Annotated in this window: 20 protein-coding genes and 1 riboswitch; of the genes, 2 read left to right on the top strand and 18 right to left on the bottom strand. The window is 36.8% G+C overall.

From position 1 onward, the window contains the following. Positions 1 to 11: 11 nt before the first annotated feature. The 8 genes from pucD to allB all read right to left on the bottom strand — a co-directional run bounded on the left by pucD (position 12) and on the right by allB (position 10,236). Entirely contained in the window at positions 12 to 2,279 is a 2,268-nt protein-coding gene (gene pucD / locus J0N78_RS14145; protein ID WP_209123761.1) for a xanthine dehydrogenase subunit D, read from the bottom strand. After that, positions 2,263 to 3,180, bottom strand: coding sequence for an FAD binding domain-containing protein (locus J0N78_RS14150; RefSeq protein ID WP_209123762.1), 918 nt, complete (start codon positions 3,178 to 3,180; stop codon positions 2,263 to 2,265). Before J0N78_RS14150 ends, pucD begins: the two co-directional genes overlap by 17 nt. 274 nt (positions 3,181 to 3,454) lie before the next feature. Beyond that, complete coding sequence (locus tag J0N78_RS14155; RefSeq protein WP_209123763.1) at positions 3,455 to 4,801, bottom strand: 5'-deoxyadenosine deaminase; 1,347 nt, start codon at positions 4,799 to 4,801, stop codon at positions 3,455 to 3,457. A gap of 52 nt (positions 4,802 to 4,853) precedes the next feature. Beyond that, a riboswitch (purine riboswitch) is annotated at positions 4,854 to 4,954 on the bottom strand. Between the two features lie 74 nt (positions 4,955 to 5,028). Next, positions 5,029 to 6,237, bottom strand: a complete 1,209-nt coding sequence (locus J0N78_RS14160) for a pyridoxal-phosphate-dependent aminotransferase family protein (protein WP_209123877.1) — start codon at positions 6,235 to 6,237, stop codon at positions 5,029 to 5,031. Positions 6,238 to 6,300: 63 nt separating this feature from the next. After that, positions 6,301 to 7,545 carry a Zn-dependent hydrolase gene (locus J0N78_RS14165; RefSeq protein WP_209123764.1) on the bottom strand — a complete coding sequence of 415 codons (1,245 nt, stop codon included), beginning with the start codon at positions 7,543 to 7,545 and terminating at the stop codon, positions 6,301 to 6,303. Positions 7,546 to 7,658: 113 nt separating this feature from the next. Further along, complete coding sequence (gene uraH / locus J0N78_RS14170) at positions 7,659 to 8,018, bottom strand: hydroxyisourate hydrolase (protein ID WP_209123765.1); 360 nt, start codon at positions 8,016 to 8,018, stop codon at positions 7,659 to 7,661. 126 nt (positions 8,019 to 8,144) lie between these two features. After that, on the bottom strand, positions 8,145 to 8,657 hold the full coding sequence (gene uraD / locus J0N78_RS14175) for a 2-oxo-4-hydroxy-4-carboxy-5-ureidoimidazoline decarboxylase (protein ID WP_209123766.1): 513 nt from the start codon (positions 8,655 to 8,657) through the stop codon (positions 8,145 to 8,147). A gap of 205 nt (positions 8,658 to 8,862) precedes the next feature. After that, complete coding sequence (gene allB, locus J0N78_RS14180) at positions 8,863 to 10,236, bottom strand: allantoinase AllB (RefSeq protein WP_209123767.1); 1,374 nt, start codon at positions 10,234 to 10,236, stop codon at positions 8,863 to 8,865. 171 nt (positions 10,237 to 10,407) lie between these two features. Between allB and J0N78_RS14185 the strand changes: the two genes are divergently transcribed. Next, positions 10,408 to 12,060, top strand: coding sequence for a PucR family transcriptional regulator (locus J0N78_RS14185; RefSeq protein WP_209123768.1), 1,653 nt, complete (start codon positions 10,408 to 10,410; stop codon positions 12,058 to 12,060). A gap of 95 nt (positions 12,061 to 12,155) precedes the next feature. On the opposite strand, the gene J0N78_RS14190 is transcribed toward J0N78_RS14185, so the two are convergent. The 5 genes from J0N78_RS14190 to J0N78_RS14210 all read right to left on the bottom strand — a co-directional run bounded on the left by J0N78_RS14190 (position 12,156) and on the right by J0N78_RS14210 (position 17,543). Further along, entirely contained in the window at positions 12,156 to 13,634 is a 1,479-nt protein-coding gene (locus tag J0N78_RS14190) for a glycoside hydrolase family 32 protein (RefSeq protein ID WP_209123769.1), read from the bottom strand. Beyond that, positions 13,624 to 14,574, bottom strand: coding sequence for an aminoimidazole riboside kinase (locus tag J0N78_RS14195; protein WP_209123770.1), 951 nt, complete (start codon positions 14,572 to 14,574; stop codon positions 13,624 to 13,626). The genes J0N78_RS14190 and J0N78_RS14195 overlap by 11 nt, the downstream gene beginning before the upstream one ends. Before the next feature lie 72 nt (positions 14,575 to 14,646). Beyond that, complete coding sequence (locus J0N78_RS14200; RefSeq protein ID WP_209123771.1) at positions 14,647 to 16,023, bottom strand: sucrose-specific PTS transporter subunit IIBC; 1,377 nt, start codon at positions 16,021 to 16,023, stop codon at positions 14,647 to 14,649. 287 nt (positions 16,024 to 16,310) lie between these two features. After that, a complete protein-coding gene (locus J0N78_RS14205; RefSeq protein WP_209123772.1) occupies positions 16,311 to 17,132 on the bottom strand; it encodes a PRD domain-containing protein in 822 nt (273 codons plus the stop codon). Between the two features lie 243 nt (positions 17,133 to 17,375). After that, positions 17,376 to 17,543, bottom strand: coding sequence for a hypothetical protein (locus J0N78_RS14210; RefSeq protein ID WP_209123773.1), 168 nt, complete (start codon positions 17,541 to 17,543; stop codon positions 17,376 to 17,378). 134 nt (positions 17,544 to 17,677) lie between these two features. Between J0N78_RS14210 and J0N78_RS26200 the strand changes: the two genes are divergently transcribed. Then, a complete protein-coding gene (locus J0N78_RS26200) occupies positions 17,678 to 17,887 on the top strand; it encodes a YjcZ family sporulation protein (protein ID WP_209123774.1) in 210 nt (69 codons plus the stop codon). 196 nt (positions 17,888 to 18,083) lie between these two features. On the opposite strand, the gene J0N78_RS14220 is transcribed toward J0N78_RS26200, so the two are convergent. The 5 genes from J0N78_RS14220 to J0N78_RS14240 form a co-directional block, all read right to left on the bottom strand. Continuing rightward, on the bottom strand, positions 18,084 to 19,502 hold the full coding sequence (locus tag J0N78_RS14220) for an alanine/glycine:cation symporter family protein (protein WP_209123775.1): 1,419 nt from the start codon (positions 19,500 to 19,502) through the stop codon (positions 18,084 to 18,086). A 597-nt stretch (positions 19,503 to 20,099) separates the two neighbouring features. Next, entirely contained in the window at positions 20,100 to 20,501 is a 402-nt protein-coding gene (locus J0N78_RS14225) for a MaoC/PaaZ C-terminal domain-containing protein (RefSeq protein ID WP_209123776.1), read from the bottom strand. Further along, complete coding sequence (locus J0N78_RS14230; protein WP_209123777.1) at positions 20,498 to 20,947, bottom strand: MaoC family dehydratase N-terminal domain-containing protein; 450 nt, start codon at positions 20,945 to 20,947, stop codon at positions 20,498 to 20,500. The genes J0N78_RS14225 and J0N78_RS14230 overlap by 4 nt, the downstream gene beginning before the upstream one ends. 12 nt (positions 20,948 to 20,959) lie before the next feature. Then, complete coding sequence (gene fabG, locus J0N78_RS14235; protein WP_209123778.1) at positions 20,960 to 21,724, bottom strand: 3-oxoacyl-ACP reductase FabG; 765 nt, start codon at positions 21,722 to 21,724, stop codon at positions 20,960 to 20,962. A gap of 34 nt (positions 21,725 to 21,758) precedes the next feature. Further along, the gene (locus J0N78_RS14240; RefSeq protein WP_209123779.1) at positions 21,759 to 22,934 is read right to left on the bottom strand and encodes an acyl-CoA dehydrogenase family protein; all 1,176 of its coding nucleotides are present in this window, start codon (positions 22,932 to 22,934) and stop codon (positions 21,759 to 21,761) included. Between the last annotated feature and the right edge of the window lie 132 nt (positions 22,935 to 23,066).

The following is a 23,066-nucleotide window of genomic DNA, read 5'->3' on the forward strand; positions in this document are numbered from 1 at the left end:
AATAGATTACTTTATATCTCTTCTAAAAATGGCGAGGATTTCAGGAGCAGCTCTGGTGAAATTGGTAGTTTCGTTATTTCAATACCTGTTGCATCGTGAATCGCTGATACTATGGCCGGGGCAAGAGCGACTGAACCAACTTCACCTACACCTCGAGGACCAAATGGGTCATCCTGGGGCAGCGTTTCAATTGCATCAACGTTGTGATTTACAGGGACATCCAAAATTGTAGGAATCATATACGTATCTAAGTTTTTTGTCACATATCTACCTGCTTGCATTACAGCATCTTCTGTTAACGTAAAACCGAGTGCCATCACGCCCCCACCTTCAATTTGTCCTACATATCCCATTGGATTGATGACAGGACCAGCAGCGACGAAATGATCTATTTGCTTAACGGTCACCATTCCCGTTAATCGATTTACTTCCACTTCACAAATCACAGAAGTACACGTATAAAGAAAGTGAGCCCCTATAATTGGGTCTGGTGTAACTGGAAAATCAAACTCAGTTGTCCATTCGAAGTTAGTTTCACTTTCAGTCACTAACTCTGCATAGGTTACCACACATTTTTTCTCACCAGCGATCGTAGACCAAATTCCACCAGGTCCAGTCCTTAGATTATCAGTTGAAATACCCGTACATTTTGAAGTTGCTAGAAATATAGCTTTTAAAAAAGCTGGCTTTAAGCGATTTAATGAATGCCATACCATACTCGTTGTCCTTGAAGCCGTAGATGATCCACAAACCGGAACACGATCAGTATCGCCGATGACGATTTCAATGTCTTCTTTATCACAATGAAAATGATCTAATAGTAAAATTTCCAGCGTTGCTAGTAGTCCTTGCCCCATTTCTTCGTGTCCAAAGGCAACTTCAATTTTTCCAGCATCATTTAAACGAATTGTTCCTCCTGCATGATCTGGTAATCCATACCCTAGTCCAGATCCGTGCATCGCTAATGCAGCTCCAATTCCTCGGCTAATCCACGGCTTACTGTACGGTTTTGTTTCCTTTCGTTTATTCCAAAGAGATGATTCCTGTACACTTTTCCAAACGTCTGCTACTCCATTTGTCGGTACAATTCTTTGCCCCATTGGTCCGAGATCATCTTGACTTCGTAAGTTAATTTTTCTAAGCTCCCACGGATCGAGCTTTATTTTTTCAGCTAATCGATCGATTTGTCCTTCAAGAGCAAAAATAACTTGATTACCGCCAAACCCCCGAAACTCACCAGAAACTCCGTTATTGGTGAAAACTGCTTTCCCATTTACTTCAACATGTGGAATTTTGTATGGACCAATGGCATGTTCGGTCGCAAAATTTAAAACGGGAGCACCGAGTGTTGAATACGCTCCTGTATCAGAAAGTATATCCACTTGATGTGCAATGAGCTTGCCATTAGCATCCATACCCGTTTTCATCGTTACTTTCATTGGGTGTCTTTTTAATCCTGCTGTTACCGATTCCCACCTGGAATTATGCATTTTGACTGTCTGGCCACTATATATAGCTAATAATGCACCATAAGGCTGAATATTTAATTCATCTTTACCACCGAATGAACCACCAATTGGACTTGAGATGACACGAATTTGCTCCTCAGGAATTGCCAATATTCGAGCAAGCTGCATCCTATCTTTGTAACCATGTTGAGTCGGTGCGTAAACGTTTAGCTTTCCGTTTTCCGGTACAAAAATGCCGCCTTCCGTTTCCATATACGTGTGCATCTGCCTAGGTGTAAAATACGTTTCTTCTACAACGTAAGCACATTTTTGAAAAGCTTCTTCTACTTGTCCTCGCGAATAATGAGTAGTATGAAGAATATTACCATCCTCATGAAGTTGAGGTGCTGTAGGCGCTAACGCTGCCTCAGGACTGTCGAGTACAGGTAATTCTTCATACTCAACTTGAATAAGTTGAAGTGCTTTTTCAACGACTTCGTCACTGATTGCCGCAACCGCTGCAATCGCATCACCTTCATAACGAACGACGGTATTGCAAAAAACGGGTTGATCAGGGTTAGCAATCCCAAAGCCGTTCAGACCAGGTATATCTCGATGGGTGATAACCGTCGAAACACCATCCAATGATTTTGCTTGTGTAATATTAATGGATTTAATTCGGGCATGTGGATGAGCACTACGCAATACTTTTCCGTAAAGCATGTTAGGAAATGTAATATCTGTTAAATAGCGAAGCTTTCCAGTTACTTTCTCTTCACCATCAGGTCGCAACTTCCATCCTTTCCCATTTTGATTACATTTCAGACGCATAGATTTCACCTCCCTCTTCAAAGCGTTCAATCAACTCAATGAGTTCACATGTAATTAAATTTGCTGCTACAGTTTTTTTATAAGAAATCGAATGAAACGTATCACCATTTGTCTCGTACTCTTCTTTAATAATCTTATGAACTTTTTGAATGAGAGCTACAGAAAACTTTTTCGTTTCTAATTCTAGTTCAGTTCGGTACAATCGCCTCGGTAAAACCGTACCGCCGCCAACTGCTAGCGCTACATTTTGGAGTTGCCCTGTAGGCTGAATTTTTCCTTTACCTGCTACTGATATAATAGCTGGAGTAAACGTCTCTCTCCTTCCAATCTTTGTAAAAAACGAAAAGTTCTCTTTCTCAAATTCCTTTTCAACTAGTATTTCTATATCAATTAGAATTCGATTTTTTGAATGTGGGTTTATCTGAAAGTCAGTCAGCCATTTTTCCAAAGGCTCGGCTTCAACTTTTTCACCATCAAACCAGTTTAATTTTGTTTGATAGATTAAAAGTGCAGGGATCGTATCGCCAACGGCTGTCATAATATTTCCACCTATCGTTCCTTGGTGACGGATCGAAGGAGCTGCAATTCGTTTACAAGCATGAAATAAAGTTTGAACGTATTTTTTTATGAATTGGTTTTCTATACAATCAGATAAGGTTGACAGTGCACCAATCTTTATCATAATGCCGTTAGAACTTGGCACTTCTCGAATTTTTTTCATTTCAAGAATGTCTTCTAAGCTAATTAGATGAAGAGGCATTTCTTTTAACTTCGCTTCCCATTGGGTACGAAGCCATGTTCCCCCAGAAACAAAGCAATAATTTGAAGTACCGATGAGAGTTTGTACTTCCCTCACTTCTTTTAAAGTTCTCGGTTTCCAAACTTTCCGCTTTGTTGCCATTCTTTATCCCCTCCATTTCTATACATTAATTTTAAGTCAATCGTAATGGGCAATAATCTTAGAGTCATTGGTTAAAATAACTAAAAATCGAATGAAAGATTGTATATAAAAACCATAAGCGATTATGTTTTATTTATTAAATGCACCTATAACTTTATTCGTTCTCATTAATGTATCTTAACTTTCACATTAAACATGTTCATACCTATCGAAACCATATAATGTAAGATCATTTTTCAAAGGATATTTTGCAGCTTAAAGATATTTGAAAATTTTATAAGCTATTTAATAGATTAGGGACTTTTTTCATTAGTCTACGTATCGATTGGTTTGCTTCCTGTAAGACAATGTTTTTATCGATTGTTTTTAGCCAACGATTTTCCATCACTATTTTTCCATTTATAATAGTTGTTTCAACATCTGCATGAGTAGCTGAATATACGATCCTTGATATTGGATCTACACCAAATGATGGGTACGTATGAAAGTCGTTTAAATTTAAAATGGCGAGATCTGCTTTTTTTCCGACTTCTAAACTACCAATTTCATTCTCCATCCCAATCGCCTTTGCTCCTCCAATCGTTGCCATTTTAAAAACCGTTTTCGCATCCATCACAGTAGGACCAAAGGTTGGTTTTTGAATAAGTGCAGCAAGCCTCATTTCATTCAACATATCTAAATTATTATTACAAGGAGCACCATCTGCACCTAAACTCACCGAAATGTTTTGCTGTAATAGATGAGGGATTTCAGCGATACCAGAAGCGAGCTTTAAATTTGAGCCCGGACAGTGGCTTACTTTTACGCCTTTTTCTTTAATAATGATCTTTTCAGTTTCATCTAACCATATACAATGGGCTAAAATTAACCGTTCATTGGCAAGACCGAGATGATCTAAATACGTAATGTTACGCATTCCTGTTTCTCTTTCTACAATTTCAATTTCACCGCGATTTTCGGAAGCATGTGTATGAACATAAACGTTGTAATGTTTCGAAAGACTACTCACTTCTTTTAATAATTCTTCTGTACAAGAAACAACAAAACGAGGTGAAAACGCATATTTAATTCTTCCCCCATCAAACTCATTCCACTGTTCCAATAGATCAACACTCTTTTGGATTGACTCACTCGTTTTCTCTTGTAATCGTTTAGGTACTTCATTCCCTTTATCCATCATGACTTTCCCTGATAATGCTCGTATTCCACTAGCAGCAATTGCTTGAAAAGCGAACTCTGTATGATGCACCGTTTCCATATCCACAATCGTTGTTGTTCCACTTTGAATTAATTCGCCAATTCCGAGTAATGCTGAATAATAAATAGACTCCTCATCATGTGCAGCTTCTAACGGCCATATTTTTTGCTTTAACCAGTCCATCAATTCTAGATCGTCAGCTCTTCCTCTGAATAAAGTTTGGCACAAATGAATATGCGTTTGTACAAAACCTGGAATAACGGTACGACCACTAGCATCAATAATTTTATCGGCACAAGTAACAACTAGATTTTTTCCTATTGCTTTTATCCGATCATTTTCAATGTAAATATCTCCATTAAATATTTCATCATTTGCATTCATCGTTACAATTTCAGCATTTTTGATTAATAGATTTGTCAACACTCATCCCCACCTTGCAATAAGAAATAAGACCTGACCATAAAAAATAGCCGTTCATTACGGTATTTTTCGTAGCCAGGTCTTTTACGGTACCAAGTAGAAACCCTCAAACCATATTTTTGAGGTTATACGAAATTATAATATTCATTTACAGCTTGTTTTTATTAATAATATAGAAAATTATCCAACTAAACTATAAAATTGTTAGAAAATTTTTCAAGTGATTTTTAAGTAGAAATTTGTGTTTTTTCCAAATTTTTATAGACATCTAATGCTGCCTGACATCCTTCACCGACATTTAGCTTTGCACCATGTCGAAGTAATACGGCTTCAAGACATGCGAGTGTATGAAGGACATTCGATTTTTGACAACTATAACCCATCGTTCCAATGCGCCAAATTTTACCATGAAGAGGTCCAAACGAGCTCGCAATTTCAATACTAAAATCATCTAAAAGCATACTTCGGACTGAATCGCCATCAATCCCTTCAGGAATGTTTATACAAGTTACAGTAGGTAATTTACAACTGTTGTCTCCAAATAACGAAAGTCCCATCGCTTCAATCCCAGCAACTAAGGCCCGCTCGTTCAATCGGTGTCTTTCAAACCGTTTCTCCAGTCCTTCCTCTAAAATAAGACGCACACCTTCATAAAGGCCATAAAGCATCGACGTTGCTTCTGTATGATGATTTAGCCGTGCCGGGCTCCAATAATCCTGAAGCTGACTTAAATCAAAATAATTACTGCGAATCCGTCTACTAACATCTCTTGTACTGTTAATATCGGTAACGAGTCCTTTTTCAATTGACTTCCGTTTACTTAAAATGGCTTCAATCCGCTCGTTATACGTAATGGGTGCCATTCCTGAAGGTACCGATAAACATTTTTGCGTTCCTGTAATCAATCCATCAATATACCATTCATCAGTTTTTACATCTGTTCCAGCAACGGTTGCAACAGCGTCTACAATCAGTAGAGAATCGTTTTCTCTACAGGCATAACCAATCTCCTTCAACGGCTGCATTCTGCCTGTCGATGTATCCCCATGAACCATCGCTACCACTTTTGGTCGTAATTTTTTTATTTTATTGATGATGATTTCTGGATCAAATACTTGTCCCCATTCACATTCGATCGAATAAACGTTAGCACCACACCGTTCACAAATTTCAATAAGCAAGGAACCAAAACGACCAAATGATGGTACGAGTACAGTATCTCCTTCTTCAATCACACTGCATATCATCGCTTCAATTCCAGCCCTTGACGTGCCGTCGATCGGAAAAGCCCACTGATTATTTGTTTGTAGGAGGTGTCGTAATAATTCCATCGTATCGTTCATTAAAGAAGTAAACTTCGGATCAAACTGTCCTAAAATTGAAGAAGACATCGCTTGTAGAACACGAGGATCTACTTCAACTGGTCCTGGAGTCATTATGGTTCGTTTTGGTACTTGAAATGGTCTTGTATCGTACACTTCTTTTCACCACCATCTATTTTATTTAGCTAGTTTTACTAATGTTTCAAAGAGAACTTGAGTACCTACTGCGCAATCTTCTAAGTCTGTCCATTCTTTTGGATTATGACTTATTCCATCTTTGGAACGAACGAAAATCATCCCCATTTTTGTATAATTCGCCATGATTAACGAATCATGGCCTGCTCCACATTGAATTTTCTTCGTAGGAATACTCAACTCAGAACATACTTCTTCAAGAAGCTGAACAATTTCTTTAGAACAAGAAGCCGGATCCACATCCTTTTTTACATCAATATGAGCATGAATCCTTCTCCTATTACTCACACGATCTAAAGATTCGAATACTTTATTCACCATTTCAGTTCTTAATTCCTTGTTGACATGGCGAAGATCTACTGAAAATGATACTTTACCTGGAATAATATTGACTCCTCCTGGTTCGACTTTTATCTTACCTACTGTACCGACTCCTTTATATGTTGTAGCTATGGTTTCAATTTCCAATAAAACTTCTGCCATCGCTAAAGCCGCGTCCTTTCTCATATGCATTGGTGTCGCACCGGCATGATCTGGGTTACCTATTAATGTAACCTCTAGCCATATAGGACCTTGAATATCCGTGACAATTCCGACGGACATATTATGTTCTTCAAGGACCTTTCCTTGTTCAATATGCATTTCAATATATGCTTTCACTTCTTCTTTTTTTCTTGTAGCTTCTTTATAACTTAATGGGTCTAGACCTGCATTTAGAATGGCTTCTCGATACGTTATTCCGTCATCATCTTCTAAAGTAAATATTTTCTCTTCTAACACACCAGCCATCGCCTTACTTCCGATATAACCTGTTCCGAATCGCGTCCCCTCTTCATCGGTAAATGAAACCACTTCGATTGTGTGGGTTAAGTTAATTCCTGCTTCTTTTATCGTCCGGACTGCTTCTATCGCCCCAAGGACGCCTAGTGCCCCATCAAACATCCCACCTTGATGGACGGTATCTATATGTGAACCTGATAATACAACGGGTGCTGTTTTTTTTGACCCGTTTAGTTTTCCAAATATGTTTCCAATAGGATCAACGCGAACTTCTAGCCCTGCTTCTTCCATTAGCTTGATTAGATAACTTCTAGCAGCAAGATCCTCTTTACTAAGTGATAACCTTGTTAACCCTTCCGCTTTATTTGAACTTGTTAACCCAATATTCCCAAGTTCCATGAGTGTATTCCATAATCGTTGTTTATTTATAGGACATGTGATGATCAAACCATCCACTCCTCTCTCTCAAATAAAATTAGAGTACTACAGAAAAAGAAAAAGGAAGACCAACCAAATAAAATGGCCAACCATCTACGACTCCTTTCTGTTTCGAAATTCATTTAACTTCCGCGATACGTACTATATCCTCCTGGAGCAAGGAGAAGAGGTACATGGTAATGCTCCTCTACATTTGCTATACCGAAGCGAATCGGGATTTGATCTAAGAATTGAATTTCTTGCCCGTTTTTAAGTCGTTTAGAAAAATAGTCACCCACAAAAAATAGTAATTCATAGGACCCTTTAGTCATTTGATTACCTCTTAGTAAAGGTTCGTTCAGCCTTCCATCCTCATTCGTCCTATTACTAATCATTAGTTCCTTTTTTCCAGAAGAATAGATCTTATATAACTCAAGATAAACCCCACCAGCTGGAACACCTAAACTAATATCGAGTACATGTGTAGTTATTTTTCCACTCATTTTATATCTCCCTTATTTACTTTTTCCTAGCTTTCAAGTTACAAATTTAAAATTTCATGTTTATTTAGGAACACTTCACCGCACCATTCTTTTGATTATCGTGACTAATAAAATCTGCTAAACCATTTACTTCACTTCAATTCGATCTGAAACTATATCTAGTAATCGAAACTTAGCAATCTTACATACTTCATTAAGAGCTGTTTCGATTTCTTGCTCATAACGATAATGCACTCTTTTTTTCATATTTTCTTTTATCACTTCTTTTGTTTTCCCACGAACTGCCAAAATAAAAGGAAACCCAAATTTCTCCGTGTACTGTTTATTCAGTTTAGAAAATTCAGTATATTCATCTTCTGATAATTGATTCAAACCTGCTTGTAATTGTTCTTGCTGCGAAGTTGAGGAGATTTCAAGTCTCGTCCCTAAATCTGGGTGTGCTTTTAACAAAGCTAATTTTGAGGAAAGCCGTGCATCAAACACAATGGTTACCATGATATTATACATTTCACTTAAGTTAGCGAATGGACGATATCCCCAAGCTTTTTCAGCAATCCACGGAGAGTTTTCAAATATAGATCCAAATGTTTTAATGTACTCCTTCGCTTGCATTTTATTAATCGTTTTCATTGAGATCATCAGGATCATCCTTTCATTTTCCTGAGGTTTGTAATATTTGGTGTTAATGATTTACTACACACATCATATGATTTCGCGCATTGTGAGTCATTGTTTATCCTGACTAAAAATAGATGAATATATTGTATAGGTACGCTAATCAGAAAATCTAAATAACCATTCAATTTAATAACATCTAAAAATTTACGAAAAACAGTAGGCAAGATTAATCAAAACAAACCGCTTTACCCAAAAGCGTATCTTTCAGTTGACGTCTCTGATCATAAACAATTGAACCTCGTACGATAGTCAAAACGACTCTTCCTCTTGTTTCTTTATCTATATATGGTGAATATTGATTTTTAAATAAGATATCCGATGATTTAACAACATAAGAATGGTTTGGATCAAAAATTGTAAAATCTGCATCGTTGTCTATTTCAATACTTCCCTTCGTCTGGCGAAGGTCAAAGCGGTTTGCTACATTTGAGGTCATAAGTGGAACAACCTTTTCTAAAGGTATACCTCTTCGAACCGCTTCTCCAATGAAGAAAGGAAAACCAAACTGTACACCTTGTATACCACCCCAAGACAGCCAAATATTATCATTGCCTACTTCTCTCATCGATATCGGACAAGGAGAGTGATCGGTTCCTATCGTATCTACCCATCCATTTTCAATGCATTTCCACAATTTTTCGATCGTATCCAAATCACGTAACGGTGGTGCGCATTTTAATATTGGTCCAGTCCGGAGGAAATCATGATCACTAAAAAGTAAATAATGGGGACACACTTCTACCGTTACGTTGCACCCTTTTTCTTTGTAATAAGATATTAACTCAATAGCTTCTGGTGAGCTAACATGGACAAAATGAACTGAGGCACCGGTTTCTTCTACGAGAGACAACGCATGATGGATTGCTGACAATTCTGCACTTAAAGGCCGACTATTGAGAAATGCTTGGTGATCCCGTCTTTGATCTTTTTGCAATTGAGATGTATAATGCTCAATTAAACTTTGATCTTCAGCATGCAAGGCTAATAGGCTGTTTAGTTTTTTACAGACGATCATCGCTTCCTTTAATTGATCCTTCGATAAAAAGAGAAAATCACTAATACCACTTTCAGATAAAAAAGCTTTAAACCCAACTATTCCTGCTTCTTTCATTCGCATTAATTCAAATTCGTTACTAATATTTTCAGCCGTGATTCCTCCCCATAACCCGAAATCAATAAATGTACGGGAGCAAACATGCTCCTTTTTATTTTTTAGGATCAAAGAGCTAATGACAGACGGACTACTATTTAACGGCATATCAAATACAGTCGTAATTCCACCTGCAGCTGCTGCTTTACTTCCAGTTAGAAATCCCTCCCACGTCTCTCTTCCTGGATCATTAAAATGAACGTGAGCATCGATAAAGCCAGGAAGAACATAGCAACCCGTTGCATTGATGACTTGCAAAGCTATTTGATCATTTGAATTTACATTAGATTGCACAATGGATTCAATTTTGTTATTTTGCACAATAAGGTCAACTTGTTGAAACGTCCTGTTTCTATAAACTAAGCCGTTTTTAATTATTAATTGCTTCAATCCGTCTCCCTCCTCAGTTATGGAATTATATTGGGATGATATCTCTATTTTGGATGAATTAACTAAATGTGCGATAAAAATTGTCAATAAACATGACATAAAAGTTTCAGTTTCATATATTTTTTTGTACATTTAATACAATGAAATGTGAGGTGGAAGGAGTGGAAATGATTGCAATTAAAAGAAATATTAGCACTTCCTACATTTAAAGAGGCAAAAGTCGTTGCGGGTCATGAAGGATTAAATAAGAGTGTTCAATCCATTAATCTCATGGATGCTCCAGACATTATTCACTATTTAAAGCGAGATCAATTACTTCTGACAACTGCTTATTCAGTAAGAAATAACCCAAATGCTCTTAATGAATTAGTTAAGCAAATGGCAAAACAAGACTGTGCTGGACTTGGGTTAAAAACGAAGCGTTATATTGATGAAATCCCTGAGAACTTAATTGAGGTAGCAAATAAGTTTAACTTTCCAATCATTGAATTACCATTACATCACTCACTAGGTGAAATGTTAAATGAAGGATTAAGTTATATCTTAAAGGAACGAACCGAGGAACTGAACTATGCGTTAAATATTCATCGAGAATTTACTAATATCATTATGTCAGGTGGTGGTTTTTCCCAAGTGATCAAAAGCCTGGGCTCCATATTAAATACATCCATACTTCTATTAAACTATCGACTTGAAATTATGTCTTCTTCTCACCCGATCGATAAAGAGGAGTTTTTTGATGTCTATTGGAATATATACGAGCTGATTAGTAATGAACAATTCGATAATTACAAAGTACTAACCATACCTCTTGAAGGAACAACAATAGACTACGAGCAATTCTCAATTTATCCAATCTACACAACAAATCAACAAAAAGGCTATGTCGTTATTTTAGGTAGCGCTTTAAACGAACAAACCTCTTTTCAACTTGCCGTTGAACAGGCTGCAAATGTTTTATCCTTTGAATTTATGAAAATGCACGCTGTTGAACAACAAGCAAGAAGGGTAAAAAATGAGTTTTTTACCGATTTAGTTGAGGGGACCATTGCTTCTGAGCAAGAAATAATTAATAGAGGTAAAATTTATTCACTTGATAAATCTCGACAATACATCTGTCTGACCTGCAAAATTGATGGTGCTTCCGACTATTATTTAGACCATCATCCATTACAAGCTGAAAAAGATATGAACAATAAAAGAGATCATATCTATGATGTACTAGAAGTTGTTTTGGCGAAAAAGTTTGAGCAAAGTGTCGTTTTTACGAAAGGTGATGTTTTTGCGATCCTCATTGGCTTTGACTTTTATAATGATAGCGTTGAAAAAGAAGTATATGATTCAATTTTACAAACTCAATTAGATGTTCACATAGCCTCTGATATCTCATTATCATTTGGCATTAGTAATTATGTTGAAAATGTAAAGGATATTCCCACCACTTTTCAAGAAGCTGTCGACGCCCTTCGTCTTGGATATCGAGAAAATAAAGAAAGGTTTATTAAGACGTACCGTACCAAAGATCTTACTGAACTGTTAAAGTCGATTCCAACCCAAAAACTAAAAGAATTTTATAAATCCACATTAAAAGACCTTGCCTTTTCATCAGAAAAGGAAAAAATAGATCTAGTCCAAACGTTAGAATTTTTCCTAAACCATAATTGTCAAATATCAGAAACAGCTAAAAGTATGTATATTCACCGAAATACAGTAATTTACCGACTGAAGAAGTGTGAGGAAATCCTTGGAAGAGATATTAAAAACTCAGACGAGACGCTTCGATTAAGAATGGCCCTATTTGTAAAAACATTACTTCCTCAATAAGGTGAAACTTTACGATGAGATGTAGTTGTACGAAACTGAATACAACTACATCATAATGTAATGTGAAATATGATTATAAGTATAGAAACCTTCGATTATTGCTGATCGAGATCCCACTTTTGAATGGAGCTTGTTACTTTACCATTCCGCACTTTGAAGGAAATGGCGTTGTTCTCTACGATTGGAAACATTCGGGCCGTAAATACCTCTTGACCATCATTAAGAAAAATTTCTATCGATGATGTGTCGACAAAGAATCGAACTTTATCCAAGTGATTAAGTTTACATTGGCGAATTTCAGGTTCACCAGTAGCTAAACTTTTACGTTCAAGTGTAAAAATTTGTTCTTTTTTATTATACGCAAGGTGAACACAATCTTTAATTGTAATCTCTAGTATATCCGCTTTGATTTCATGGGTATCCATTTGAAGTTCATAAGCTATTCCATCAAGATTAGTAAACGGCTGATCATCTTGTATTAGCACATTTTCTAGGCTCACCTGATTTTTTCGAAGCGCTTGTAATTCTTCAACAGGTTGTTGATATAAACGTCCGTTAACAAGCTTTAATTCTCGTGGAATGGTCATACAGTGAACCCAGTGGTAAGGAATAGTCGGATGTTTATCTTCATCTTGTTCAGGAACACCCATCCAACCAAATAACAACCGCCGGCCTTGATCATCTTCAGTTGTTTGTGGAGCGTAAAACTCAAATCCACGATCGAGCTCTTCGAAATCCCCATGTTCTAGTCCTCCCGTCTCATAGTTCAATGTTCCAATAAAATAACCCGTGTTATAAACGTTATGATATAACATACCTTCAGGTTGTAGGCCTTGCGGTGAAACGAGTAATACTTCTTTCCCCTTTAAATGAAAAAGATCAGGACACTCCCACATATAGCCGAAATTTTCTAAACCGTTTATGTTCGTTCCAGCTACATCACCAATCAACAACCAATCCTCAAGCGTTTCAGATGAAAATAATACCGCTCTACCTTCTAGTTGTTTCGATTGTGCCCCGATTACCATATACCACTTATCTTTATGCTTCCATACTTTTGGATCACGAAAATGTGCAGTATAGCCTTCAGGTAAATTCAAAACGACTCCTTTTTTAAGAAAATCAATCCCATTCATCGATTCAGCTAAGCATTGATACGTCTCCCGATTTCCTTTTTCGACTTTTACATTACCGGTGTAAAACAGTTTTAATATACCTTTATCATCTATCGCACTACCTGAATAGCAACCATTTTTCTCAAACCATTCACTCGGGGCAAGTGCAATTTTCTCTTCCTGCCAATCGACTAAATTACTAGAACTATAATGTCCCCAAAACTTAGCTCCATGTGCTGTTTTAAAAGGGTTCCATTGATAAAATAAGTGGTATCTCCCCTGCCATTGAATAAATCCATTCGGATCATTTAGTAATCCGACAGGCGGCATGAGATGAAAGTGTAATCGATACGGATCTTGGTTTACAACCTCTTTATATTTTGAAACGGATTGTTCTGCTTGAAAAATTAGTTCACTATTACGATCTATGGTAATCCCGCCTTCCTTATTACTTACCATGAAGCTTTTCTTGAACCTTTTCTAATGTTGGCAAAGCCGTCATCGCACCTTTTGTAGAAGCCGCTAAACCACCTGATACACTAGCAAATTGTGCCATACTCACAACTTCATCAATCGTTAGTGAATCTATTTCCTGTTCTGTCTCGTTAAGTTGGTATAAAATTCCTGAAACGAAAGCATCGCCCGCGCCAGTAGTATCAATTGCATTAACTTTCATTGCAGGAACAGATTGTCGTTCACCTTTTAAATAAACGATACAGCCATCTGCTCCTAACGTAATAATAATAAGTGGAATTTGATAGATACCTAATGCTTCTAAGCCTTTGGATAGATCTTTTTTCCCTGTAATAAATTCTAGCTCTTCTTCAGAAATTTTTAACACATCCGCTTGGTCGAGCATAGACATAATTCCAGTTCTAGCCGCCATTTCGCTTGGCCATAAATTCAAACGTAAATTAGGATCATATGAAATAAGCATCCCTTTTTCTTTCGCAAGAGCCACTGCTTTTTTTGTTGCGGTTCTCACTGGATCATTAATTAAACTAATGGATCCAAAGTGAAGAATTTTATTTTGTTCAAATTGCTCCATTGGAATTTCATTTACCATAAGCATCTGATCTGCACTCGGATTAATATAAAAATCAAAGCTTCGCTCACCATTAGAGGCGAGAGTAACAAATACGACACCCGTTCGCGTCTTCTCATCCAAATACATATAGTCCGTATGTACTCCGTATTCCTTTAATGTATTTTTCAAAAAGTGACCTAACACATCGTCGCCGACTTTACCTAAAAACATTGATTTTGCACCTAAGCGCGCTAAGCCTACAGCAACATTTGCTGGGGCACCTCCAGGACTTTTTTGATACGAAATATTCTCTTTATCTAAAGGGATAAAATCGATTAGTGCTTCTCCTAAAGAAATGACGCCATGTCTCATACTATATTCCTCCATTCTAAAATGAGAAAAGAACAGGCAATCTATGCCATGCCTGTTCAGGTTATTCAACTGTTACTTTTCTTCTTCTTTAAAGCCAAGAATCCATGTTGCCACAAACGAACTAACTAGCGCAATTGCAAAGCCAATTAGATAATTCATCAGGTTAATTGTTCCAAGTGGCCAGACGATCGCTATCATCGGGATCCCTGTTAAGCCATACGCTGTTGCTGCTACGTTAGTAAAGACGACATATGCCCCTGCTAAAGCTCCACCAATCATCGCACCGATAAACGGCCTTCTATATCTTAAGTTTACCCCAAAGATGACAGGTTCTGTAATTCCTAAGAATGCTGAAAAAGCTGATGGAAGTGCAACTTCTTTTGTCTTTGCTCGTTTTGACTTAAAAAATACAGCTAGTCCAGCGCCACCTTGTGCAATATTCGCCATCGACCAGATTGGAAGTAAATAGTTAATTCCGATACTAGCAATTAAACCAGCCTCAATCGCATGGAAACTATGATGAACACCTGTAAGAACAATGAGAGAGTAAGTCCCACCGAACAATAACCCAGCAACAAACCCAACATTATTATAAACAAAATTAAGGATCGTTGTAATCCCATCACCGACAAATGTTCCAAGCGGACCAATGAGCATTATAGAAATAAAACCAGTTGCCATGATTGTAACAAACGGAATGACAAGTAAATCTACAGAGTTCGGAACAACTTTTCTAAGTCCCTTTTCAATTTTACTCATAAAATAAACAGCTAGTAAAACAGGTATAACTGTCCCTTGATATCCGATTAGTGCGATCTCAAAACCTAGAAATGGTAACATCTCCGGCTCTGCGTTTCCTAAGATCCATGGATTTAAAAGAGCAGGATGGGTCATAATTCCGCCGATAACTGCTCCTAAATAAGGATTTCCGCCAAATTCCTTCGCTGCACTAACACCGATAAGAATAGGAAGGATAATAAAAGCAGCACTAGAGAACATATCAAGTAAAACAATTAGTGCACTATCTGGAGCTACCCATTCGAATGTACGAAGCATTCCAAGTAACCCCATTAAAAGACCAGCTGCAACGATCGCTGGAATAATCGGTACAAAGATGTTAGATAAAGTCCGAGCAAACCTTGCAATCGGGTTCATTTTCTTTTTAATGGCTTCTTGATGATTAACCGTTTCCTTTTCTTTTAACCCCACTTCTTCTGCAAAAGGTGCATACACCTTGTTAACAACACCTGTACCAAAAATGATTTGGAATTGGCCTGAGCTTAAAAACGCTCCCTTTACACCTTCTAATTCTTCAATTTCAGCTTTTTGTGCTTTTGAGTCGTCTTGCAACACAATGCGCAGACGAGTCGCACAATGAGTTGCACTTACAATGTTATCTCGCCCACCTAATAGAGGAATGAGCTGTAAAGCTACTTCTTTGTGGTTCATTTTATTATCACTCCTATAATTAATATAGATTTCTGGTTAAAAAGGTTATCAAGGCTTTAGACAAAAGAAAAAAGACCTAAAATGCATAGAATCCACCTCATAGTAAAGGAGAAATCCTTTTAGCATTTTAGGTCTTGCCTGCTTAACCAGTAACAATCCTACGATATTAAATTTATACGCTTTCATTGTAATCGGATATTTTTAATTCGTCAACACTAAAATATAAATAAATAAGGTTTTCCATCATTTTTCGACTTTCATTTTTACCGAGTATCGTCACTAAAAAATTATGGAATTAATCGTTGAATATGAAGCGAGATATAACCAATTTCAGATTCCGGTAAGTTTATTTTATACTCTTTTTTAATAAAAGCTGCTGCTTTTAACGCAATGTCATAAGCCTTTTTATATTTCGTTTGGATAATATTTAACATATCTCGGTCCATCGCTTGAAATGGTTCTTTATTTTCAATTCGTGTTAAGGCAAAACGTAGATGTGTTAACAATCGTTGGTACGAGATTGAGTCCTCGTCAAGTGTCATTCCTAATTCAGAATGAATAACCTCAATCACCTCACTTATGATCGTTGTTTGCTGAAGGGTACTAGCCATGTCTCCTGTACCTAATTTGGCCGTATGGATATGAAGTGCAATATGACCTGCTTCATCAAGAGGAAGTTGAAGGTTTAGTTTTTCTAAAATATAATCAAGAGACCATTTTCCGACTTCAAATTCCTTCTTATATAAATTTTTAATTTCATTTAATAATTTATTTTGAATTTGGAAACCTTGTTGATGTCGTTCAATTGCAAATGAAAGATGGTCTGTTAATGAAATATGAATATGATTACTAAGTGGTACTTTCAAATATCCTTCGGCATAACTAATAATATCCTCAGCGATTTGTATATGAGCTTCAGGCAGCGTTTTTAATAATTCTTGAAATTTTTCATTTCCTTCATTCATAATAAAAATCTTTTCGATTTTTTGACGATTAATCACGTCATTTTTCTTTTTCTGAAAAGCAATGCCAGATCCCATGACAATTTTCTCTTCATCATTTTCTTTTACTACAACAGCATTATTATTTAAGATTTTATATATTTTCACGTACTACACCTTTTCGACAATAATATCAATGCTAGATAGTGTACCATATGAAGTATAATAATACTACTACATATCAATATTCAAAGTTTCGAGTGTTTGATACCGAAGAGCCTCTTGATGAGCTTGAACAGTAACTTAAACAAGATGTATTTTCATTTTAACTATATTATGGAAAAACACAAAAAATCTCTCCCTCACAATTGAGGTTTATAAAATTTCTCCATATAAAAAAAGTAGCCGACTCTATTTGGATATAGGGTCAGCCTCTTTAATAGATGCGGGAATAAAAAACTTCTCCGATAATAAAATCGTTTCTTTGGCGTTTGTTGAACTTGTTCCAACAATAAATAAGCCCAACAACAAACAACCTAAAAATATTGCAATAAAAAAATTTCTAGCATATTCAGCCATTTTATTCACCTCATTCATTTGACGTTATTCAAGGTCTTAACGTTTCAACAATTTCTCTTCAATTACCATTATTATTAACTATTTGTAACAAATATTCATACAATGTACTACCTGATGTGAAAGGTGGTGTTTTTATGTTTGGTTACGGATGTGAAGCCTATCCAGTAAGCCCTGTTCTTCCGGGGTGTGGTGGGACTGCTCCTAATTTTGGTTACGGTCCTTCTTATATTTCACCGACAGGATATAAACCTGGTTATGGTGGTGGATTTACATTAATTGTGGTTTTGTTCATCCTATTAATCATAATTGGTACATCTTGGGGTCATAAAGGTGTGTGCAAGTAATAGTTGAAATAAATGAAGAGAGCATTTTAAATTAGTTTCAGGAAACTCCATTATCAAATAGAAACATTCAACTTTAAACCCAAATCGGTGAAAAAACGAAGTGCCTACACTTACGATTTCCTCTCTTATCTTATTATGCAAATCAAAATAGGTGCCTCAAAAGTAGCGTTTTTGAGGCACCTACCATTATGATATTCTATGCATCTTTTCGTAACTCTTTTTGTTCATCTTCCCAACACTCTGTATTTTGAAGACCTTCAATGTTGCTTGCATAGAACACTGGGTCTTTTCCTGCGTTTTTCTGTTTCAAGTAGTCTTTTAATACAGCAATTGCGATTTTACCGATCAATGCTAATGCGATTAAGTTCGTAACTGCCATAAGACCCATAAATAAATCAGCTAAGTTCCAAACCATATCTAATGAAGCAACTGAACCAAAGACAATCATGCCAAGTACAGCTAATCGGAACACAAAGATTGCTAATTTATTCTCCTTAATAAACTCGATATTTGATTCACCATAATAGTAGTTCCCAATAATAGAACTAAAACAGAACAATAGAATCGCTACTGCGATAAAAATACTTGCCCAAGGACCGACATGACTACTTAGAGCCGCTTGAGTTAACTGAATTCCTCCCATTCCATCACCAGGAACTCCAGCTAATAAAATAATAAATGCAGTTGCAGTACAAATAACGAGTGTATCGACAAAAACACCTAAAGTTTGGATAAAGCCTTGTTTAGCAGGGTGGCTAACATCAGCTGTAGCTGCTGCAACAGGTGCACTACCCATACCTGCTTCATTTGAGAATAAACCACGTTTTACACCATTCATAATCGCAGCACCAATACCACCACCGATGGCTTGTTCTAAACCAAAGGCACTAGAAACAATCAATCCAATTACCCCGGGAAGTTCCCCAATGTTAATGACTGCTACATAAGTTGCTAATAAAATATAAAATATTGCCATCACCGGTACAACAATCTGAGAAACTTTAGCAATCCGTCTAACTCCGCCAAAGACAACAAATGCCACGATCACTGCTAACACAATACCTAATAATAAGCGATTAATTCCGAAAGCTTCTTCAAATGCAGCAGTAATCGTATTTGCTTGTACTGATGTAAAAGCTAGTCCAAAACAGAATGTAATGAGAACAGCAAACAAAACCCCCATCCAACGTTTTCCAATCGCCTTTTCCATATAGTAGGCTGGACCACCTTTAAATCCACCTTTACCATCTTTAATTTTATATACTTGCGCTAACGTACTTTCAATGAAACTTAATGCCGCTCCAAAAATAGCAACAATCCACATCCAAAAGATAGCTCCAGGACCACCTAAAGTGATCGCAATAGCAACACCTGCAAGGTTACCTGTACCAATTCTTGTCGCCGCACTAATACAAAAAGCTCCGAATGATGAAACACGTTTGTTACCTTTTGTACTCGAAGGGCTTTCTTTAATTAAACGGAACATTTCTATTACGTTTTTAATCTGTACAAAATTTGTTGTAAAAGTGAAGTAAATACCTAACCCGATCAATAAAGCAATCAATACATAAGACCAGAGAAGGGTATTACCCCAATCGATTAAATCGTTAAACATAATATCTCCCCCTTGATTATGATAACGCTTACAGCATTTCAGTTAATCAATTAATATGCAAGCGCAATAATAACATTTATTTGTTTTACTAACATACTTACGGTGCTTTCACGTTTATTACTATACTATTATATTAAAATATTATCAAGTTAAAATTTATTCACTTATGTATTTCACTTTGATAATCATTCGTATTTCCAGTATTAATCTAGTAATTTGATTATAGATTCCAGTATTAAACATCTGAAAACCTGAAAATCAGCTTTTAATTTACTGCATTTTTTGACAGTAAGATCTCGTACTAATAGAGTAAAACCTTCCTACCAGGTACATAAAAGCGCAAGCACCCGTTCAGCGGCATATGGACTGGACTGAGCCGCAGGAGATAAAGGAAACACAATGAACGTTAGTGAATTGATGTTGACTTATAGTACGGCGGTGAGGGAAGTCTCACTAGTCGCTGGGCGCTGTAGCTAGACATCCTCGAATTTCTTATTCGTCAAAAAAGGCTGACACGTGAGTGCCAACCTCTTTTAAATATTGATTGTTTTTGAACAATAAAATAACTATATTACAAAACCAAAGCTATCTTTTTTATTAATACCGAGAGAATGCGATATTTCCTTTTATCACTTCAGCACCATTTTGATTAACTGCACTTACATCAAAATCAAGCGTACTATCTCTTGTTTCTTTTAACTTTGCTTTAAGGGTAACGACATCATTTAAAAAAACCATTCCTTTGAAACGGATTTGGTAATCTTGAATAAACCCTTCTTCAAAATGTGCAGTAAATAGCTTTGCTAAATTACCCATCGTCCACATCCCATGAGCGATAATACCAGGAAGACCTGCTTTTGTTGCCTCCTCATCTATCGTATGAATCGGGTTAAAATCTCCTGAGGCACCAGAGTATTTGATTAAATCCATTCTGGAAACTGGAGGAAGTTGAACTTCTTCCAGCGCTTCTCCAATTTTTAATTCAGCTAAACTTTTCACACTCCTAACCCCTTTCTTACAGTTTCTGTGATAATTACGACCATTTCTTCTGTAAAAATCGTATTACCTTCTAAATCTTCACCATATCGCTTAAACGTTATAAAGCCCATAGTTCCAGTTCTGCCTGATTTTTCAACATAATTTGTAACTTCTGCAAAACAATAAATATCTTCACCTACTAAAAGAGGTCTTTCATAATGATATTTTTGTTCTCCGTGAATCAGTCCAACGTTAGGAAGATTTAAGCCGTCAATATCGCCATATTCAAACACTCTCGGAAAAGTTGGAGGCGCAATATTTGTCCCATACCTAGATTGCCTTCCGACTTCTTCATCTAGATATATTGCGTGTTGATCAGCTATTGCTTCAGCAAACTTTTTCACAGCACCTCTTTCAACGGTATTTTTAACTTTATTAGAACGCTTCCCAATACAATTTTTTAGCATTATCTCACCTCATTAATCTTTTGGTCCACCAGCTACATAAATCACTTGCCCGTTTACAAATAAAGACCGCTCATCCGCGAAAAAAGCAACCGCATTCGCAATATCACTAGGTTTTCCGCTTCTTCCAACAGGAATTTCCTTAACAGCATGGTTGATGAAATCTTCAAAAGAAATGCCAATTCTTCCCGCTGTTTCTTTCGTCATCTCTGTTTCAATAAACCCTGGCGCAACAGCATTAGACGTAATCCCGTATTTTCCTAGTTCAATCGCAAGCGTTTTCGTGAAGCCTTGTAATCCTGCTTTTGCTGCTGCGTAATTAGCTTGGCCACGGTTACCTAGTGCTGAAGTAGATGAAATGTTAATAATTCTCCCATAATTTTTTTCAACCATGTATTTTTGTACTGCTCGAGCAGCATTAAACGATCCTTTTAAATGAACATCCATGACCGTTTGCCAATCTGAATCTGTCATTTTAAATAATAAATTATCACGGATTACCCCAGCGTTATTAACGAGAATATCAATGGAGCCAAATGCTTGAACTACTTCATCAACTGCATCTTCAACTTGCCTAGCATCAACAACATTAACAACTTTTGAAATAACATCAAACCCTTTTTCTTTAAACTCACTTGTCGTTTCGCTTAACGCTTCTTCGTTGACATCTACGATGGCAGTTTTTGCGCCTTCTTCAGCGAGCTGAAGAGCAACCCCTTTTCCTATTCCACGACTTCCTCCTGTAATAAATGCTACTCTTCCTGCAAAACGTTTACTCATCATTCAACCTCCTTGAAAAGCACTTTTCCTTATATTATATATTCTGTCCTACCTTGACATGTCCTTTTAATAGATTACGAGAAATAATTAAGCGCTGGATTTCATCTGTTCCATCGTAAATTCTCCAAAGTCTTGCTTCTCGGTACCACCGTTCAATCGGTAATTCTCTTGTATAGCCCATTCCACCATGAATTTGGAGGACACGATCAACAACATTATTGCCCATGATAGCACCGTATAGTTTTGCCATTGACGCTAAATGACGGTTGTCCTCTCCTTGATCAAGTGTAAATGCTGCATTAAGGACAAGCCATCTTGCTGCTTCAATTTCAACTGCTGAATCAGCAATTTGCCACTGAATAGCCTGCCTTTCAGCGATAGGCTTTCCAAATGTTTCTCGTTCTTTTGAGTAGTCGATCGCCATTTGCAACAATCGTTCTGCTGCTCCAACAGCTCGTGCTCCAACTACCCAACGTGCAAAACCGATCCACTCTAGACCTAATTTATAGCCTCCGTGTACTTCACCTAAAATGTTTTCTTCTGGAACACGAACATTGTCAAACACAAGAGCTGCCGGTCCCCATTCTCCCATCGTATCAATATATTCCGATTTCCACCCCATCTCACGGTCGACGATAAAACAAGTTACACCTTCTCTACCGGTTGCTTTATGTTTTTCTTTATCTGTAATAGCAATAACCATAACAAAATCTGCTTCATTTCCACCGGTAATAAATGTTTTTTCACCATTTAACACCCAGTCATTTCCGTCTTTGACAGCAGTCATTTTTATATTTCTTGTATCTGAGCCTGCATCTGGTTCTGTCATCGCAAAGCATGATTTCTTCTCACCATTAATCGTTGGTATTAAGTACTTCTCCTTTTGTTCTTCGTTAGCATAGTAAAGAATGTTATCAGCTGATCCACCGAAACTAAAAGGTACAAACGTCTTTGAAACTTCCATCATGACAATAGCCATCATCATTTGCCCTAGATCAGCACCACCATATTCAGCCGGAGTGTTAATACCCCAAAAGCCAAATTCCTTCGCCTTTAACTGAAGCGCTTTCATTTGTTCGTTTGAAAGACTCGGTCTACCTTCTCTTTCATTTCTTAATACTTCATTCTCCAAAGGTTTTAATTCATTTTCCACAAATTTACGAATCGTTTTTTGAACCATTCGTTGTTCTTCCGTCAAACGTAAATGCATTAAAATTTCCCCCAGTCTAATTTTAATATTAATTAATCCACATAATCCAATTATACCTACCGGTCAGTATGTTGTCGATAGTTTATTTTCAGAATATTAGATAATTCAAAGTTTTGTTCTAATTTATCAAGG

Origin of the sequence: Alkalihalobacillus sp. BA299, from assembly GCF_017745675.1 — a bacterium.
Lineage (GTDB): Bacteria > Bacillota > Bacilli > Bacillales > Bacillaceae_F > Alkalihalobacterium.

Excerpts from the sequence above, each read along its gene's own strand:
- J0N78_RS14195 (WP_209123770.1), bottom strand. The coding sequence starts at position 14,574 with ATGAGACATGGCGTCATTTCTTTAGGAGAAGCACTAATCGATTTTATC.
- J0N78_RS14240 (WP_209123779.1), bottom strand. The coding sequence starts at position 22,934 with ATGCATTTACGTTTGACGGAAGAACAACGAATGGTTCAAAAAACGATT.
- J0N78_RS14190 (WP_209123769.1), bottom strand. The coding sequence starts at position 13,634 with ATGGTAAGTAATAAGGAAGGCGGGATTACCATAGATCGTAATAGTGAA.
- pucD (WP_209123761.1), bottom strand. The coding sequence starts at position 2,279 with ATGCGTCTGAAATGTAATCAAAATGGGAAAGGATGGAAGTTGCGACCT.
- J0N78_RS14200 (WP_209123771.1), bottom strand. The coding sequence starts at position 16,023 with ATGAACCACAAAGAAGTAGCTTTACAGCTCATTCCTCTATTAGGTGGG.
- J0N78_RS14210 (WP_209123773.1), bottom strand. The coding sequence starts at position 17,543 with ATGGCTGAATATGCTAGAAATTTTTTTATTGCAATATTTTTAGGTTGT.
- uraH (WP_209123765.1), bottom strand. The coding sequence starts at position 8,018 with ATGAGTGGAAAAATAACTACACATGTACTCGATATTAGTTTAGGTGTT.
- J0N78_RS26200 (WP_209123774.1), top strand. The coding sequence starts at position 17,678 with ATGTTTGGTTACGGATGTGAAGCCTATCCAGTAAGCCCTGTTCTTCCG.
- J0N78_RS14230 (WP_209123777.1), bottom strand. The coding sequence starts at position 20,947 with ATGCTAAAAAATTGTATTGGGAAGCGTTCTAATAAAGTTAAAAATACC.
- J0N78_RS14160 (WP_209123877.1), bottom strand. The coding sequence starts at position 6,237 with ATGACTCCAGGACCAGTTGAAGTAGATCCTCGTGTTCTACAAGCGATG.
- uraD (WP_209123766.1), bottom strand. The coding sequence starts at position 8,657 with ATGATCTCAATGAAAACGATTAATAAAATGCAAGCGAAGGAGTACATT.
- J0N78_RS14150 (WP_209123762.1), bottom strand. The coding sequence starts at position 3,180 with ATGGCAACAAAGCGGAAAGTTTGGAAACCGAGAACTTTAAAAGAAGTG.
- fabG (WP_209123778.1), bottom strand. The coding sequence starts at position 21,724 with ATGAGTAAACGTTTTGCAGGAAGAGTAGCATTTATTACAGGAGGAAGT.
- J0N78_RS14220 (WP_209123775.1), bottom strand. The coding sequence starts at position 19,502 with ATGTTTAACGATTTAATCGATTGGGGTAATACCCTTCTCTGGTCTTAT.